The sequence below is a fragment of the Actinoplanes sp. CA-131856 genome (assembly GCF_050956135.1).
GTDB lineage: Bacteria > Actinomycetota > Actinomycetes > Mycobacteriales > Micromonosporaceae > Actinoplanes.
Genome location: NZ_CP191849.1, coordinates 270,197 through 286,080, shown reverse-complemented (window position 1 = coordinate 286,080; position 15,884 = coordinate 270,197). Strand labels below are relative to the sequence as shown.

The window sequence follows — 15,884 nt, the reverse complement described above, 5'->3', positions numbered from 1 at the left end:
GTTCTTCATGCGGACGCTCCCGCTGAGAGCCGGACAACCGCGCCGGCGGTGACCCCGAGGCTGCGGCGCAGCGTCGAGCCCGGCGAGTTCGTGGGCAGCCACACGACCCGCGGCGGCAGGTCGGTGATCGCGACCGGCAGGGTGATCGCCCCGCGGTCGGTGCCGACCGTGAGCGCGTCGCCGTCGGCCACACCCAGCTCCTCGGCCAGGTCCTTGCCGATGCGGGCCAGCGGCGCCCGGGCCGTTCCGGCCAGCACCGCGTCGCCCTCGGTCATCGAGCCGAGGTCGATCAGGTGGTGCCAGGTGGCGAGGACCGCTTCTCCTGTGGAGAGAGAGGGCCCCGCCGACGGAGCCGCCGAGGGCAGCGCCGGACGGGCCGCGCTGCTGGCCGGCATCGAGCCGAGCTCACGCCGGATGGCCATCACGTCGCCGGTTCCGAGCGTCACTTCCATGAGAGCCGCGATCGCCTCCAGCACCCGGCCGTCGGTCATCGCCGTGCTGGTCGGCAGGACCGTCCCGAAGGACCGCAGCCTGCCCTCCCAGTCGAGGTAGGTGCCCGACTTCTCGGCCGCCGGGGCCACCGGGAGCACCACGTCGGCCCGGCGGGTCACCGCGCTGTGCCGCAGCTCCAGGCTGACCACGAAGCCGGCGTTGTCGAGCGCCTGCTCGGCCAGCCGCGGGTCGGCCAGGTCACCCGGGTCGACGCCGGCGACCAGCAGGCCGCCGAGCCTTCCCTCGGCCGCCGCCGCGATGATGGCGTCGGTGTCGCGGCCGGGCGTCCCGGACAGCGCCTCTTCCCCGGTCCGCCACGCCCGCGCCAGCTCGGCGCGGGCGGCCGGGTCGCTCACCGGACGGCCGCCCGGCAGCAGGTTGGGCAGGCAGCCGGCGTCGATGGCGCCGCGGTCACCGGCCCGGCGCGGCACCCACGCGAGGCGGGCGCCGGTGCGCTGGGCCAGGGCGGCCGCGGCGGACAGTCCGCCGGGCACCGTGGCCAGCCGCTCGCCGACGATCAGGACCGCGCCCGGCTCGGCCAGGGCGGCCGCGATCGCCGGGTCCTCGGCCAGCAGCCGGGCCTCCTCGCCGGGCACCGCGGCGACCAGCGCCGCCCCGAGCTTGGTGAAGCCCCGGGTCAGATAGGGCGCCACCGCCGTGACCTTCAGGCGCTTGCGGTTGAAGCCCTTGCGCAGGCGCAGGAAGAGGATCGGGCACTCCTCCTCCGGCTCCAGCCCGGCGATCACCACCGAGCCCGCGTTCTCGACGTCCTCATAGGTCACGTCGGTCAGCCCGGCCACCGACGAGGCCAGGAAGTCGGCCTCCTCGGCGCTGAGCGGGCGCGCCCGGAAGTCGATGTCGTTGGTGCCGAGGGCGAGACGGGCGAACTTCGCGTACGCGTACGCGTCCTCCACCGTGAGCCGGCCACCCGTGAGCACGCCGACCCCGGCGCTCCTGGCCGCGCCGAGACCCTCGGCCGCCGCCAGCAGCGCCTCGCTCCAGGACGCCTCCCGCAGCTCACCGTCGGCGCCGCGGATCAGCGGCGTGGTGATGCGGTCGTTGGCCGTGGTGTAGCGGAAGCCCCAGCGGCCCTTGTCGCAGTTCCACTCCTCGTTCACCGCCGGGTCGTCGCCGGCCAGCCGGCGCAGCACCTTGCCGCGGCGGTGGTCGGCCCGCATCGAGCAGCCGGCCGCGCAGTGCTCGCACGCGGTCGGCGTGGAGACCAGGTCGAACGGGCGGGCCCGGAAGCGGTACTGCTCGCCGGTGAGCGCGCCGACCGGGCAGATCTGGATCGTGTTGCCGGAGAAGTACGAGTTGAAGGCGACGTCGCCCTCGCCCTCGCCGACCTGGCCGTCACCGGTGCCGCGGCCGCCGAAGAAGTCGTCGCGGTAGACGTTGATCTGCTCGCCCGACGAGCGGTCCATCAGGTCGATGAACTTGTCGCCGGCGATCTCCTCGGAGAACCGGGTGCAGCGCTGGCACAGGATGCACCGCTCGCGGTCGAGCAGCACCTGGCTGGAGATGTGGATCGGCTTCTCGTACTCGCGCTTGTGCTCGTGGAAGCGGGAGTCGGCCCGGCCGTTCGTCATCGCCTGGTTCTGCAGCGGGCACTCGCCGCCCTTGTCGCAGGTCGGGCAGTCGAGCGGGTGGTTGGCCAGCAGCAGCTCCATCACGCCGCCCTGCGCCTTGGCGGCGACCGGCGAGGTGAGCTGGGTCTTGACGACCATGCCCTCGGCGACCGTCTGGGTGCAGGAGGCGACCGGCTTGCGCTGGCCCTCGATGTCGACCAGGCACTGCCGGCAGGCACCGGCCGGCGCGAGCAGCGGGTGGTCGCAGAACCGGGGAATCGCGATGCCCATCCGCTCGGCGACGCGGATGACGAGCTCGCCCTTCTCCGCTGTCACCTCGATCCCGTCGATCGTGAGCGTGACGGTGTCCGTCTTCTTCGCTACGTCCGTCATCAGTGAGCTCCAACCAGAGCCTTGGCGGACAAGCGGGGAGCAGTCCGGCCCTCGATGTAGTCCAGGTAGTCCTGGCGGAAGAACTTCAGCGTGGACATGACCGGGGTGGCCGCGCCGTCGCCGAGACCGCAGAACGAGCGGCCGAAGATGTTGTCGGCGGTGTCCTGCAGGGTGTCGAGGTCCTTGTACGTCCCCTCGCCCGACAGGATCCGGCGGTAGGTGCGGACCATCCAGTAGTTGCCCTCGCGGCACGGGGTGCACTTGCCGCACGACTCGTGGTGGTAGAACTCCAGCCACCGCCAGGTCGAGTAGACCGGGCAGTCCTGGTCGCTGAAGATCTGCATCGCCGTGGTGCCCAGGATGGAGCCGGCCGCGGCGACGCCCTCGAAGTCCATCGCGGTGTCGATGTGCTCGGCCGTGAGCAGCGGCGTCGACGAGCCACCGGGCGTCCAGAACTTGAGCTTGTGCCCGGGCTTCATCCCGCCGGCCAGCTCGATGAGCTCGCGCAGGGTGATGCCGAGGCCGCACTCGTACTGTCCCGGGTTGGCGATCCGGCCCGAGAGCGAGTAGATCATCGGGCCGGCCGACTTCTCGGTGCCCATGCTCTTCCACCAGTCGGCGCCGCCGAGCACGATGTACGGCACGCTCGCGATGGTGCCGACGTTGTTGACCACCGTCGGGCTCGCGTAGAGGCCGGCGATCGCCGGGAACGGCGGCCGCAGCCGCGGCTGGCCGCGGAAACCCTCGAGCGAGTCGAGCAGAGCGGTTTCCTCGCCACAGATGTACGCCCCGGCGCCGCTGTGCACGACGAGTTCGAGGTCGAATCCGGAGCCGAGGATGTTCGTGCCCAGATATCCGGCCGCGCGCGCCTCTTCCACCGCGTTGCGCAGCCGCCGCGCGGCGTGCACCGCCTCGCCGCGGATGTAGATGAAGGCCCGGTTGGCCCGGATCGCGTACGCCGCGATGATCGCGCCCTCGACCAGCGAATGCGGGTCGTAGGTCATCAGCGGCAGGTCCTTGCAGGTGCCCGGCTCGCCCTCGTCCGCGTTGATCACGAGGTAGTGCGGCTTGCCGTCGCCCTGCGGGATGAACCCCCACTTGAGACCGGTCGGGAAGCCCGCGCCGCCGCGGCCGCGCAGACCGGAGTCCTTGATGAGCTGGATCAGGTCGTCGGGGTGGACGTCGAGCGCCTTGCGGACCGCCCGATATCCGTCGAGCTGCTCGTAGACGCCGATCTGCCAGGCGTTCGGCGAGAGCCAGCGCTTGGTGAGGACCGGGGTCAGCTTTTCGAGAAGCTCACGCCGTGGCTGGGTCACTTCGCCTCCTCGCTGCCGCGGGCGGTGTCGCCGGCGGGCTTGCCGTCACCGGCGGGCTGGTTGGCCGAGGCGCCGGCCGCCTCCGCCGGGTTGCTCGGCGCCGGCGGCGTGGCCTTGGCGTCGCCCGTCTTGTCGGGGGTGCTCGCGTCGGGGTTGCGCTGCTGGGCCGTACGGACCTCGGGGTCCTTGGCGTCGCCGGCCTTGACCGGCTCGCCGGCCTTGTCACCGGCGACCTTCGTGGCCGCGGCCTTGACCGCGCCCGCCGCCTTGTCGACCGCCGTGGCCACCGTGCCCTTGCTCTCTTCGCGCGGGGAGGGCTTGGTCTTGGTGATGGGGGTGTCCGGGTTGAAGTTCGGCACCGCGATGCCGTGCTCCTGGGCCAGGTTCACGCCGCGCAGCGTGGGCGCACCGGCCCGGCCGTCGCCGACCGCGCCGTCGCGGGGGTCGGCGAAACCGGCCAGCTGGACCTGCATCTCCTTGAGGGAGCAGATCCGGGCGCCCCGGGCCGGCGTGTACGACTCGCCGGTGCGCAGCTTCTCGACCAGGCCGACCGCCGCTTCCGGGGTGGCCTCGTCGAGGGCGAAGTCGTAGTTGACCGTGACCACCGGTGCGTAGTCGCAGGCGGCCAGGCACTCGGCGTGCTCCAGCGTGATGCGGCCGTCGCCGGTGGTCTCGTCGTGCCCGACACCGAGGTGCTCGGACAGCTGGTCGTAGACCTCCTGGCCGCCGAGCGTGTTGCACAGCGTGTTGGTGCAGACGCTCACGAGGTATTCGCCGGTGGGCCGGCGCTTGTACATCGTGTAGAACGTCGCGACCGCGCCGACCTGGGCCTTGTTGATGCCCAGGATCTCGGCGCAGAACGCCACCCCGTTCGGGCTGACGTGGCCCTCGACCGTCTGCACCAGGTGCAGCAGCGGCAGAAGGGCAGACCGTTCGCGACCGGCGGGGTAGCGAGCGAGGATCTCAGTTGCCTGGCCGAGCAGCTTTTCGGCCAGGGGGGCGGCGGCGGGGGAGAAATCCACCGTTGTATCAGTCATTACCGGTCACACCCACCCATCACGGGGTCCAGAGAAGCGCCGCCGGCGATGACGTCGGCCAACAGCGCGCCCTCGGCCATCGCGGGGATGGCCTGGAGGTTCACGAAGCTCGGGTCGCGCATGTGCACCCGGTAGGGATGGGTGCCGCCGTCGGAGACGGCGTGCACGCCGAGCTCTCCACGCGGGTGCTCGATGGCGACGTAGACCTGGCCCGCCGGCACCCGGAAGCCCTCGGTCACGAGCTTGAAATGGTGGATAAGGGACTCCATCGACTGGCCCATGATCTTGGCCACATGCTCGAGCGAGTTGCCCATGCCGTCCAGCCCGACGGCCAATTGCGCAGGCCAGGCTATCTTTTTGTCGGCGATGAAGATCGGACCCGGCCGGAGACGGTCGAGGGCCTGCTCTATGATCTTGAGAGACTCTCGGATCTCGGCGAGACGAACCTGGTACCGCCCCCAGACGTCGGCGGTCGTCGCGGTCGGGACGTCGAACTCATAATTCTCATAGCCGCAGTAGGGCATCGTCTTCCGCAGGTCCCAAGCCAGTCCCGCGGAACGCAGCACGGGCCCGGTGACGCCCAGCGCTAGGCAGCCGGTCACGTCGAGCACGGCGACGCCCTGGGTGCGCTCCTGCCAGATCACCTGGCCGGAGAGCATCGCCTCGTACTCCTTGAGCTTCTTGGGCAGGTAGACCAGAAAGTCGCGGATCTTCTTGATCGCCGACTCGGGGACGTCCTGCGCCACTCCGCCCGGGCGGAAGTAGGCGTGGTTCATCCGCAGGCCGGAGGTCTCCTCGAAGATGTCGAGGATGTACTCACGCTCGCGGAAGCCGTAGAGCATCATCGAGATGGCGCCCAGCTCCATGCCGGTGGTGGCCAGCCAGACCAGGTGCGACGAGATCCGGTTCAGCTCCATGAAGAGCACCCGGATGGTGTTCGCCCGCTCGGTGATCTGGTCGGTGATGCCGAGCAGCTTCTCGACGGCGAGGCAGTAACCGGCCTCGTTGAACAGCGGAGCGAGGTAGTCGGCCCGGGTGACGAAGGTGGTGCCCTGCGTCCAGTTGCGATATTCGAGGTTCTTCTCGATGCCGGTGTGGAGGTAGCCGACGACGGGACGTACCTCCTGAACGGTCTCGCCCTCGAGTTCGAGCACGAGCCGGAGAACGCCGTGCGTCGACGGGTGCTGCGGACCCATGTTGACGACGATCTTCTCGTTGCTCAGCGGATCGACGCTGCCGGTGACGGTGTCCCAGTCGCCGCCGGTGACGGTGAAGACGCGACCCTCGGTGGTCTCGCGCTCGGTTGCGTATCCGGACTGTGTCATTGGTAGACCCTCCGCTGGTCAGGAGGCGGAATCTCGGCACCCTTGTACTCGACGGGCACGCCGCCGAGCGGGTAGTCCTTGCGCTGGGGGTGGCCCTCCCAGTCGTCCGGCATGAGCACCCGCGTCAGGTTGGGGTGACCCACGAAGACCACGCCGAACATGTCGTACGTCTCCCGCTCCTGCCAGTCGGCGGTCGGGTAGACGGCGGTGACGCTGGGAACGCTCACGCCGTCGGGCACGGCGATCTCGAGCCGCACGCGGCGCCGGTACGTCATCGAGGCCAGGTGGTAGACGACGTGCAGCCGGCGGGCGTCGCTGTTCAGGTAGTCCACGCCGGACACCGACGAGCACAGCTCGAAGCGCAGCGACTCGTCGTCGCGCATGATCTGCGCGACCTCGGCGATGCGCTCGGCCTTGATGTGCAGGGTCAGCTCGCCCCGATCGACCACCACCCGCTCGATCGCGTCGGCGAATCCGGGGTACGCCTCCTCGAGCGCGTCGGTGACCTCGTCGAAGTAACCGCCGTACGGCTTCGGGCTGCCGACCACTTCGGGATGCCGGCGGACCAGGCCGCCGAAGCCGGAGACGTCGCCGGTGCCGGTGATGCCGAACATGCCCTTCTGCGGGCTGGCCGGCACCTGGGCCGGGGCGTCGATGTCGGCGCCCACCGGCTGTGGGCCGTCCTGTGGTGCGATGCTCATTTGCCCTCCCGCAGATGCGGCTGGAGCTTCATCCAGTTCTCGATGCGCAGCTGTTCCTCGCGGCCTTCCTTGACCGCCTGCGTCCACTCGGCCCGGCGGACCTTGTCCACGCGGTACGACGACGGCATCGCGCCCGGCGCCACGATCGGCACCTTGCCCTCGGCCTTGCGGGCTTCGAGCATCTTGCGGCCGTTCGGTCCGAGCGGCTGGGCCATGACCTTCTCGCGCATCTTGAGGATGGCGTCGATCAGCATCTCGGGCCGCGGCGGGCAGCCGGGCAGATAGACGTCGACCGGGACGATGTGGTCCACGCCCTGCACGATCGCGTAGTTGTTGAACATGCCGCCGGACGAGGCGCACACGCCCATCGAGATCACCGAGCGCGGCTCGGGCATCTGGTCGTAGATCTGCCGGACGACGGGCGCCATCTTCTGGCTCACCCGGCCGGCCACGATCATCAGGTCGGCCTGCCGCGGCGAGGCCCGGAAGACCTCCATGCCCCAGCGACCGAGGTCGTAGTGCGGACCGCCGGCGGCCATCATCTCGATGGCGCAGCAGGCCAGTCCGAAGGTGGCACCCCAGAACGACGACTTGCGGGCCCAGTTCGACAACTTCTCGACGGAGGTCAGCAGGATGCCGGCCGGTAGCTTCTCTTCGATTCCCATGGCGTGTCTCCTGTTAAGACCTTGTGCCGCGGATCAGTCCCAGTTGAGGCCGCCACGCCGCCACACGTAGGTGTAGGCGATGAAGACCGTGACGATGAACAGGACCATCTCGACGAAGCCGAACAGGCCGAGCGCGTTGAAGGAGACGGCCCACGGATAGAGGAAGATGGTCTCGATGTCGAAGATGATGAAGAGCATCGCGGTCAGGTAGAACTTCACCGGGAACCGGCCGCCGCCGACGGGTTGCGGCGCGGGCTCGATGCCACATTCGTACGCGTCGAGCTTGGCGCGGTTGTAGCGATGTGGACCGACGATCGGCGCGATCGACACGGAGAACAACGCGAAGAGCGCGCCGAGGATGAGTAACCCGACGATCGGGACGTATGGGTTGACCGACATCTCAGGACTCCTGTTGCGACTATGAGCCGTATAACACTATTCGTCCGATTTGCTCTTGGTCCAGCCGGGGTAGTTCAGACGGCCGGGGCCACCTTCGTCAAGCCGTTGATCACTCGGTCCATCGCGTCACCGCCGCGCGGGTCGGTGAGGTTGGCCAGCAGTTTCAGAACGAACCGCATCAACGTCGGATGCGGCATGCCGTGCTTCGTCGCGATCCGCATGATCTGCGGGTTGCCGATGAGCTTCACGAACACTCCGCCGAGTCGGTAGTAGCCGCCGAACCGCAGACTAAGCTCCGACGGGTACGCCCGCAGCGCACGCTCGCGGTCGGCGCCCTCGGGCCGGGCCAGCGCCTGCACGGCGACCTCGGCCGCGAGCTCGCCCGACTCCATGGCGTAGGCGATGCCCTCGCCGTTCATCGGGTTGACCATGCCGCCCGAGTCACCGACCAGCATCAGACCGCGCGTGTAGTGGGGCACCCGGTTGAAGCCCATCGGCAGCGCGGCGCCCAGGATCGGCCCGTCGGCGTTGGCCTCGTCGTTGAAACCCCAGTCGGCCGGGGTGCCGGCCAGCCAGTCGGTGAGCATCGACCGGTAGTTGGTCTTGCCGAACGCGCTGGACGAGTTGAGGATGCCGAGGCCCACGTTCACCCGGCCGTCGCCCATCCCGAAGATCCAGCCGTAGCCGGGCAGCAGCCGGGAGGGGTCCTCGGAGCTGCGCAGCTCCAGCCAGGACTCGAGGTAGTCGTCGTCGGCGCGCACGGGCGAGGTGTAGTAGCGCCGGACCGCCACGCCGAGCGGCCGGTCGTCCCGCTTGGCCAGGCCCATGGCCAGCGGCAGCTTGCCGGAGACGCCGTCGGCCGCGATCACCAGGGGCGCCCGGAACTGCACGGGCTCCTTGCCGGGGCCGATCTTGGCCTCGACGCCGATGGCGTGGCCGTCGTCGTCCAGCACCGGGCCGGTCACGTTCACCGACGTACGCAGAACGGCGCCGGCCTCGACCGCGCGCTTGGCCAGCATGTCGTCGAAGTCGAGCCGGGTGCGGACCAGACCGTAGTTGGGGAAGCTGGCCAGGTCGGGCCAGTCGAGCTCGAGCCGGACGCCGCCGCCGATCACCCGCAGGCCACGGTTGTGCAGCCAGCCGGCTTTCTCGGAGGTGTCGACGCCCATCCGGACCAGCTGCCGGACGGCGCGCGGAGTCAGACCGTCACCGCACACTTTCTCGCGCGGGAACTCGGTTTTCTCGAGAAGCAGAACGCGCAAACCGTGGCGCGCCATGTGATAAGCGGCTGCGGACCCGCCCGGTCCCGCCCCGACGACGATCACATCCGCTTCGTCGGCGATCGGACCGGATAGTACCTCGTTGCGCACACCACACCTCCGTCTCGCAGCGGCTCGTGAAACAGTTCACAAGCGCGCCCAAGTCGGAGTCTAAGACGGCCATCGAAGCTCGTTCGGGTAAGGGAACCCTAACTGTTTCGCGCCGGTGAATTAACGGACGGTGCGTCCGCGGTGATCTCCGACTCGCCCTCGGAGTCCAGGAACTGACGGAAGGTTCCGCCGGTCGCCTTCTCCAGCGCGGAGATCAACTGCTCGACGAGATCTTGTGCCAGCTCAGGATCTTGAGCGGCCACCATCCGGATGCGGGCGGCCAGCTCCATGCCACGACGCTCGCCGGCGTCACGGTCGTCGATCGCGATGTCGATGTCGGTGTCCTCGAGGTGCCCGAAAGTGGTCATTCTCCGAGGAAAACAGGAACTCGCCGTAGATGGGCGGAAACGTGCGACTTGTCCCCTTTAGAGACGCGTGGCGCGGTGCAGCGCGACGACGCCGCCGGTCAGGTTCCGCCAGCCGACGCGGTCCCACGATCCCGACTCCGCAATGCGCCCGGCCAGGGCCGCCTGGTCGGGCCAGGCGCGAATGGATTCGGCGAGATAGACGTACGCGTCGGGGTTGCTGGACACGCTTCGCGCCACCGCGGGCAGGGAGCGCATGAGGTATTGCAGATAGACAGTGCGGAAGGCCCCGTTGGTCGGATGGCTGAATTCGCACACCACCAGGCGGCCGCCAGGACGGGTGACCCGGCCGAGCTCACGCAGCGCAGCCCCGGTGTCGACCACGTTGCGTAGCGCGAAGGAGATGGTGACCGCGTCGAAGGTGCCGTCCGGGAAGGGCAGCCGCAGCGCGTCACCGGCCACCAGCGGCACGACCGGCCGCGCCTGGCGACCCACCCGCAGCATGCCGACGGAGAGATCGGCGCCGACCGCGAACGCGCCCGACCGGCCCAGCTCCTCGGTCGAGACACCGGTGCCGGCGCCCACGTCGAGCACCCGCTCCCCCGGCCGCAGCCCGAGCGCCGCGCGTGTGGCCCGCCGCCAGCCACGGTCCTGCCCGAAGGAGAGCACGGTGTTGGTCAGGTCGTACCGCTTGGCCACGCCGTCGAACATCTCGGCGACCTCGTGCGGCTGCTTGTCCAGGTCTGCGCGCGTCACGGGGTCAACTGTGCCACCCCGGAAAACAGATCGGGCGGGATGGTCACCCATCCCGCCCGGTTCCTTGTGCGTTATATATACGACCGCCATCGGTCGGGTCCGCAACCAACACCGAGAAGATTGATTCCCGGTAGAAGTCTCAGGTCTTACGAGGGCAACGTAACCAGCGTGGAAAGGCCGGAACAGAGGTTCACGGTGCTCGTTACGAAGTGGCAATCCTCCCTCGCCGGTTCGCCGAGGGGCACCTGACCGAACGGTCATCGGCGACCCCCCGAACAGGGCGTTCCCGGTCTCGGCCTGTGACTTTTCTTTACCGTTACGAGACCCCGACCACCGGGAGCTGCTGGCGCCCGGCGCCGCCGCCGGGCATCGCGATCGAGGAGAAGTGCGACACGACACGCTCGTCGGTCGGGTCGTCCTCGGGCGTGTAGTGGACGGCCAGGTGCTTGTAGAGGGTGTCGCGCTGGGCCGGGATGCGGTCGGCCGTACGGATCATCCAGATCAGCTCGTGCAGGTTGGAGCGGTGCCGGGCACCGGCCGAGGAGATCACGTTCTCCTCCAGCATGATCGAGCCCAGGTCGTCGACGCCCAGGTGCAGCGAGAGCTGGCCGACGTCCTTGCCCGTGGTCAGCCACGAGGCCTGCAGGTGGGACACGTTGTCGAAGAACAGCCGCGACATGGCCAGGAAGCGCAGATATTCCATCGTGGTGGCCTGGGTGCGGCCCTTCAGGTGGTTGTTCTCCGGCTGATAGGTCCACGGGATGAAGGCCCGGAACCCCCCGACGGCTTGCCCGGTCTCGACGGCATCGTCGCGGTAGCCGTTGGCCACGGCCAGATCCTGTACGTCACGGATCATCCGGATGTGCTCGATGCGCTCCTCGTGCGTCTCGCCGGTGCCCATCATCATGGTCGCGGTCGACGAGAGGCCGTTGCGGTGCGCGACCGCCATCACCTCGAGCCAGCGGGCGCCGCTCTCCTTCAGCGGGGCGATCGCCTGGCGGGGCCGGTCGGGCAGCATCTCGGCGCCGGCGCCGGCGATCGAGTCGAGACCGGCCGCCTTGATCCGCAGGATGGCCTCCTCGATCGAGACGCCGGAGACCTTGGCCATGTGCAGGATCTCGCTGGGGCCGATCGAGTGGATCGCCAGCTGGGGGTACGCCTGCTTGACCGAGGAGAAGAGGTTCTCGTAGTACTCCACGCCGAAGTCCGGGTGGTGGCCGCCCTGGAGCATCACCTGGGTGGCGCCGAGGTCGACCGCCTCGCCGCACCGGTTGAGGATCTCCTCCATCGGGTGCGACCAGCCCTCCTTGTGCTTGGGAGCACGGAAGAAGGCGCAGAACTTGCACGCGGTGACGCACACGTTCGTGTAGTTGATGTTGCGGTCGATCAGATAGGTGACGATGCCGTCAGGGTGACGGCGGCGGCGCACCGCGTCGGCGGCCTCGCCCAGCGCGTGGAACGGAGCGTCCGTGTAGAGCAGCAGCGCCTCCTCGGGCGTGATCCGCCCGCCGTCGGCCGCGCGCTGCAGAATGCTGTCGATCTCCCGGTTCGCCGTCACGTACCGAAGAGTACGTCCGCCGGGGGTGAACCGTCAGCGGCCTACCTCTCAGATGGGTCGTTACTCTCGATGGCGGTCTGTTCTGGGGGTGGCTGTGCTCGTCGTACATGGTGGTTGGGCAGGCGGGCAGCTGATGCTCTGGGCCGAGGACCCGGCCCGCCCGCTGACAACAACGTCGCGGGCGGCGGACCGCCCGCATCCGTTCGCAGCACCCGTAGGGGAAATTTCGGATTTGTCCGCACAAGAGCCCCGGAATGAAGCGGCTGAGACGGCCGTTCTGTTCCTGCCCAGCAGCGCGCGGGGGCCGGTGCCGTCGCCCGAGACCGGGATCGAAACGGCCGGGCGAGGAATCAAGCTGTCGCCCTGGCGGGTGCCGGTGCTCATCATCCCCGGGGCCGAGGCCATGGCGGTGCTGGGCGAGCTGGCCGAGCCCTCCGACGAATGGCTGGCCGGGGCCGACCTGCGCTATCTCTGCGTACTGGCCGGATATGCCTGCGACCTGGCCCGGCGCGGCCGGATGCTTCCTCAACTGGTCACCGAGGACGGCGTGGCCACCGCCCGCTGGCGCCCGGTTCTCACCGGTGGCGACGCCGCCACCTATCGCGACTTCGCCGAAGGCATGCCCCCGTCGGTGCGCTCGGCCGGTGGCGGCGTGACGGTGACCCTGCGCGATGCCCTCGATCATCTCGTCGACTCGGCAGCACGCTCGGTGATGCCCGAGCGGATCCTCTACGGCCACCGGGCCGGGCCCAAGGCGCCGCTGCCCGACCGCTGGATCGCCGCGCTGACCGCCGACGACCCCACCCTGCCCGGCGCCCGGCCCGACGAGGAGCGCGAGCTCCGCACGGCGCTCGGCGACTGGCTGCGGGCCGCCCACGAGGCGAACGGCCCCGTGCGGGTCAGCTTCCGGCTGTTCGAACCCGAGCCCGACACCGACGAGTGGGGCCTCGAGTTCGCTCTCCAGTCGGCCGAGGACCCCAGCCTCTACCTGCCGGCCGAGGAGGTCTGGGCCGGTGGCCGCTTCCCCGGCATGCCCGCCCGGCCCGACGAGTCGCTGCTGGCCGGGCTCGGCCGCGCGGTCCGGCTCTTCCCGCAACTGCACGTGGCCCTGCGCGACCAGGAGCCGGGCCGGATGACGATCGACACCGCCCAGGCGCACGAGTTCCTGCGGAGCGCGGCGCCGCTGCTCCAGGCGGCCGGCTTCGGCGTTCAGCTGCCGGCGTGGGCCGGGCGCAAGGCGGTCGGCCTCAAGCTGACCACCCGCTCCCGCAAGGCGAAGGGCACCTCGACCCGTGCCGTCGCCGACTCCGGCTTCGGTCTGCAGGAGCTGGTCGACTTCCGTCTCGACCTGGTGATCGGCGACGGCGCGGTCACCGCCGAGGAGCTGGCCGAGCTGGCCCGGCTCAAGGTGCCGCTGGTGCGGGTGCGCGGTCAGTGGGTGGAGCTGGACGACCGCCAGCTGCGGGCCGCCCTCAAGGCCGTCACCAAGCGGCGCGAGGGCGAGATGACCGCGGGCGAGGTGCTCCAGCAGGTGGTGGACGGCGGCGAGGAGGACCTGCCGCTGGTCGAGATCGACGCCGACGGCATGCTCGGCGACCTGCTTTCCGGCCAGGCGGCCGACCGGATGGATCCGGTGCCCACCCCAGCCTCCTTCCAGGGTGCCCTGCGCCCGTACCAGGAACGCGGCCTCTCCTGGCTGCACTTCCTCACCCGTCTGGGCCTGGGCGGCATCCTGGCCGACGACATGGGCCTCGGCAAAACCGCTCAGACTCTCTCGCTCCTCCTGGCCGAGCGGGCCGCGAGCGTCCCCACAAAACCGACAATTCTGATTTGTCCAATGTCTCTGGTCAGCAACTGGCAGAAGGAAGCCGCCCGATTCGCGCCGAGCCTCCGCGTCTACGTGCACCATGGCGGCACACGTGTCCGTGGCGACGAGTTCCTCGACACTGTGGACAATTCTGACCTGGTGATCACCACGTACGGCACAGCGACCCGCGACCTCGAAACGCTGAAAAAGGCCGACTGGGGCCGCGTGGTCTGCGACGAGGCCCAGGCCATCAAGAACAGCGGCACCCGGCAGTCCCAGGCCGTACGCGCCGTGCCCGCCCGCACCCGCCTCGCCCTGACCGGCACGCCGGTCGAAAATCACCTGGCCGAGCTGTGGTCCATCATGGATTTCTGCAATCCCGGCATCCTCGGACCGGCCAAACGGTTCCGCCGCCGCTTCCAGGAGCCGATCGAGGTGCACCAGGACGAGGTCGCGGCCGAGGCTCTCAAGCGCGCCACCGGCCCGTTCGTGCTCCGCCGCCTCAAGACCGACAAGACGATCATCTCGGATCTGCCCGAGAAGAACGAGATGAAGGTCTGGTGCACGCTCACCGCCGAGCAGGCCACGCTCTATCAGGCCGTGGTCGAGGACATGCTCTCCGAGATCGAGGGCAGCGAGGGCATCCAGCGCCGAGGCAACGTGCTGGCCGCCATGACCAAGCTCAAGCAGGTCTGCAACCACCCGGCCCACCTGCTCAAGGACGGTTCACGGCTGCCCTCGCGGTCGGGCAAGCTGGCCCGGCTCGAGGAGCTCGCCGAAGAGATCATCGAGGACGGCGACAAGGCCTTGATCTTCACCCAGTACGCCGAGTGGGGCGCCCTGTTGCAGCCCTATCTGGCCGCCCATCTCGACCGTCCGGTGTTGTGGCTCCATGGTGGACTGTCGAAGGCCAAGCGTGACGATCTGGTCGAGCGCTTCCAGAACGACGACGAGCCGATGCTCTTCCTGCTGTCCCTCAAGGCGGCCGGTACGGGCCTCAATCTGACCGCCGCCAACCATGTCGTCCACTTTGACCGATGGTGGAATCCGGCTGTCGAGAACCAGGCGACCGACCGGGCGTTCCGAATCGGACAGTCGCGCAACGTGCAGGTCCGCAAGTTCATCTGCACCGGCACGCTGGAGGAGAAGATCGACGCGATGATCGAGCGGAAGAAGGCGCTGGCCTCCTCGGTCGTCGGCACCGGCGAAGACTGGATCACCGACCTCAGCACCGATCAGCTGCGCGAGCTGTTCGCGCTCGACCCCGCGGCGGTGAGGTGAGATGCCGACCGATCCGAAGGGCCGCTTCTTCGAGGGCGGGCGTCCGATCGAAGTGGACGGTGGCATCGCCGTGCGGGCCAAACGCGGCAAGATCGGCGAGCAGTGGTGGTCGCGCCGCTTCGTCGACGTGCTGGAGCAGGTCTGCGACGGTGGGCGCCTCGCGCGCGGGCGGGCCTACGCGCGCAAGGGCCAGGTCATGGGCTTTTCCCTGGCCGCCGGGCGGGTGACGGCCCGCGTGCAGGGGTCGCGGCCGCAGCCGTACGAGGTCGATGTCGAGATCTCGGCCTTTGACGAAGCACAGTGGACCGTGCTGACGGAGGCGCTCGGCGCCCAGGCGCTCTATCGAGCCGCGCTGCTCGCGGGCGAGATGCCGCACGAGATCGTGGAGCTGTTCGCGGCCCACGACGCGCCGCTGTTCCCCGACCGGCTCGACATCCGATGCAACTGTCCTGATTGGGGAGTTCCGTGCAAGCACGGCTCGGCCGTGCTCTACGTGCTGGCCGAGGCGTTCGACGACGACCCGTTCCTGGTGCTGGCGTGGCGTGGACGCGCCCGCGAGGAGCTGCTGGACGCGCTGCGCGGCACCCCCGAGCCGGCTCCCACCGTCGACCCGCTCGCGGTCGAGGAGTCTTCATTGGACACGCGACTCGCCGACTTCTACGCCCCCGCGATCAGCCTGGGGCGCCTGCGCGAGCGCCCGTCCCGGGTCACCGTGCCGCCCGAGCTGCTGCTGCGGGCGCTGGACGCGCCGCCGGTGAAGGTGCGGCACATTCCGCTGGTGGATCTGCTGCGGCCGGCGTACCGGAGCCTCCAAGATGGACCAAACGCCGGACCGGAGGCCGGGTGACCGG

13 protein-coding genes are annotated in these 15,884 nt (G+C 69.5%); 2 read left to right on the top strand and 11 right to left on the bottom strand.

The window, feature by feature from the left end; all coding sequences use genetic code 11:
• Positions 1 to 5: 5 nt before the first annotated feature.
• The 11 genes from ACQP2X_RS01330 to mqnC all read right to left on the bottom strand — a co-directional run bounded on the left by ACQP2X_RS01330 (position 6) and on the right by mqnC (position 11,945).
• Positions 6 to 2,453 carry an NADH-quinone oxidoreductase subunit G gene (locus tag ACQP2X_RS01330; RefSeq protein ID WP_498693797.1) on the bottom strand — a complete coding sequence of 816 codons (2,448 nt, stop codon included), beginning with the start codon at positions 2,451 to 2,453 and terminating at the stop codon, positions 6 to 8.
• Positions 2,453 to 3,769 carry an NADH-quinone oxidoreductase subunit NuoF gene (gene nuoF, locus ACQP2X_RS01325; RefSeq protein ID WP_498656381.1) on the bottom strand — a complete coding sequence of 439 codons (1,317 nt, stop codon included), beginning with the start codon at positions 3,767 to 3,769 and terminating at the stop codon, positions 2,453 to 2,455. Before nuoF ends, ACQP2X_RS01330 begins: the two co-directional genes overlap by 1 nt.
• The gene (gene nuoE, locus ACQP2X_RS01320) at positions 3,766 to 4,806 is read right to left on the bottom strand and encodes an NADH-quinone oxidoreductase subunit NuoE (protein ID WP_498693795.1); all 1,041 of its coding nucleotides are present in this window, start codon (positions 4,804 to 4,806) and stop codon (positions 3,766 to 3,768) included. Before nuoE ends, nuoF begins: the two co-directional genes overlap by 4 nt.
• Positions 4,806 to 6,131 (bottom strand): NADH-quinone oxidoreductase subunit D, encoded by a 1,326-nt coding sequence (locus tag ACQP2X_RS01315; protein WP_360260520.1) that lies wholly within the window; start codon positions 6,129 to 6,131, stop codon positions 4,806 to 4,808. Before ACQP2X_RS01315 ends, nuoE begins: the two co-directional genes overlap by 1 nt.
• Positions 6,128 to 6,832 carry an NADH-quinone oxidoreductase subunit C gene (locus tag ACQP2X_RS01310; RefSeq protein WP_498693793.1) on the bottom strand — a complete coding sequence of 235 codons (705 nt, stop codon included), beginning with the start codon at positions 6,830 to 6,832 and terminating at the stop codon, positions 6,128 to 6,130. The genes ACQP2X_RS01315 and ACQP2X_RS01310 overlap by 4 nt, the downstream gene beginning before the upstream one ends.
• Positions 6,829 to 7,497, bottom strand: a complete 669-nt coding sequence (locus ACQP2X_RS01305) for a NuoB/complex I 20 kDa subunit family protein (protein ID WP_498656379.1) — start codon at positions 7,495 to 7,497, stop codon at positions 6,829 to 6,831. Before ACQP2X_RS01305 ends, ACQP2X_RS01310 begins: the two co-directional genes overlap by 4 nt.
• Positions 7,498 to 7,530: 33 nt before the next feature.
• Positions 7,531 to 7,896 carry an NADH-quinone oxidoreductase subunit A gene (locus tag ACQP2X_RS01300; RefSeq protein WP_097327860.1) on the bottom strand — a complete coding sequence of 122 codons (366 nt, stop codon included), beginning with the start codon at positions 7,894 to 7,896 and terminating at the stop codon, positions 7,531 to 7,533.
• A 74-nt stretch (positions 7,897 to 7,970) separates the two neighbouring features.
• On the bottom strand, positions 7,971 to 9,266 hold the full coding sequence (locus tag ACQP2X_RS01295; protein ID WP_498693791.1) for a geranylgeranyl reductase family protein: 1,296 nt from the start codon (positions 9,264 to 9,266) through the stop codon (positions 7,971 to 7,973).
• Between the two features lie 98 nt (positions 9,267 to 9,364).
• Positions 9,365 to 9,634, bottom strand: a complete 270-nt coding sequence (locus tag ACQP2X_RS01290) for a hypothetical protein (protein ID WP_498693790.1) — start codon at positions 9,632 to 9,634, stop codon at positions 9,365 to 9,367.
• Between the two features lie 57 nt (positions 9,635 to 9,691).
• Positions 9,692 to 10,438, bottom strand: coding sequence for a demethylmenaquinone methyltransferase (locus ACQP2X_RS01285; RefSeq protein WP_498693789.1), 747 nt, complete (start codon positions 10,436 to 10,438; stop codon positions 9,692 to 9,694).
• Positions 10,439 to 10,703: 265 nt separating this feature from the next.
• On the bottom strand, positions 10,704 to 11,945 hold the full coding sequence (mqnC, locus tag ACQP2X_RS01280; protein ID WP_498693787.1) for a cyclic dehypoxanthinyl futalosine synthase: 1,242 nt from the start codon (positions 11,943 to 11,945) through the stop codon (positions 10,704 to 10,706).
• 94 nt (positions 11,946 to 12,039) lie between these two features.
• On the opposite strand from mqnC, the gene ACQP2X_RS01275 reads away from it, so the two are divergent.
• Positions 12,040 to 15,033 carry a DEAD/DEAH box helicase gene (locus ACQP2X_RS01275; protein ID WP_498700761.1) on the top strand — a complete coding sequence of 998 codons (2,994 nt, stop codon included), beginning with the start codon at positions 12,040 to 12,042 and terminating at the stop codon, positions 15,031 to 15,033.
• A 1-nt stretch (position 15,034) separates the two neighbouring features.
• A complete protein-coding gene (locus ACQP2X_RS01270) occupies positions 15,035 to 15,880 on the top strand; it encodes an SWIM zinc finger family protein (protein ID WP_498693784.1) in 846 nt (281 codons plus the stop codon).
• Positions 15,881 to 15,884: the final 4 nt, after the last annotated feature.

Bases quoted from the DNA above. Each gene is read 5' to 3' on its own strand.
- ACQP2X_RS01285 (WP_498693789.1), bottom strand. From the start codon at position 10,438: ATGGGTGACCATCCCGCCCGATCTGTTTTCCGGGGTGGCACAGTTGAC.
- ACQP2X_RS01270 (WP_498693784.1), top strand. From the start codon at position 15,035: ATGCCGACCGATCCGAAGGGCCGCTTCTTCGAGGGCGGGCGTCCGATC.
- ACQP2X_RS01305 (WP_498656379.1), bottom strand. From the start codon at position 7,497: ATGGGAATCGAAGAGAAGCTACCGGCCGGCATCCTGCTGACCTCCGTC.
- ACQP2X_RS01290 (WP_498693790.1), bottom strand. From the start codon at position 9,634: ATGACCACTTTCGGGCACCTCGAGGACACCGACATCGACATCGCGATC.
- ACQP2X_RS01300 (WP_097327860.1), bottom strand. From the start codon at position 7,896: ATGTCGGTCAACCCATACGTCCCGATCGTCGGGTTACTCATCCTCGGC.
- ACQP2X_RS01310 (WP_498693793.1), bottom strand. From the start codon at position 6,832: ATGAGCATCGCACCACAGGACGGCCCACAGCCGGTGGGCGCCGACATC.
- ACQP2X_RS01315 (WP_360260520.1), bottom strand. From the start codon at position 6,131: ATGACACAGTCCGGATACGCAACCGAGCGCGAGACCACCGAGGGTCGC.
- nuoE (WP_498693795.1), bottom strand. From the start codon at position 4,806: ATGACTGATACAACGGTGGATTTCTCCCCCGCCGCCGCCCCCCTGGCC.
- ACQP2X_RS01330 (WP_498693797.1), bottom strand. From the start codon at position 2,453: ATGACGGACGTAGCGAAGAAGACGGACACCGTCACGCTCACGATCGAC.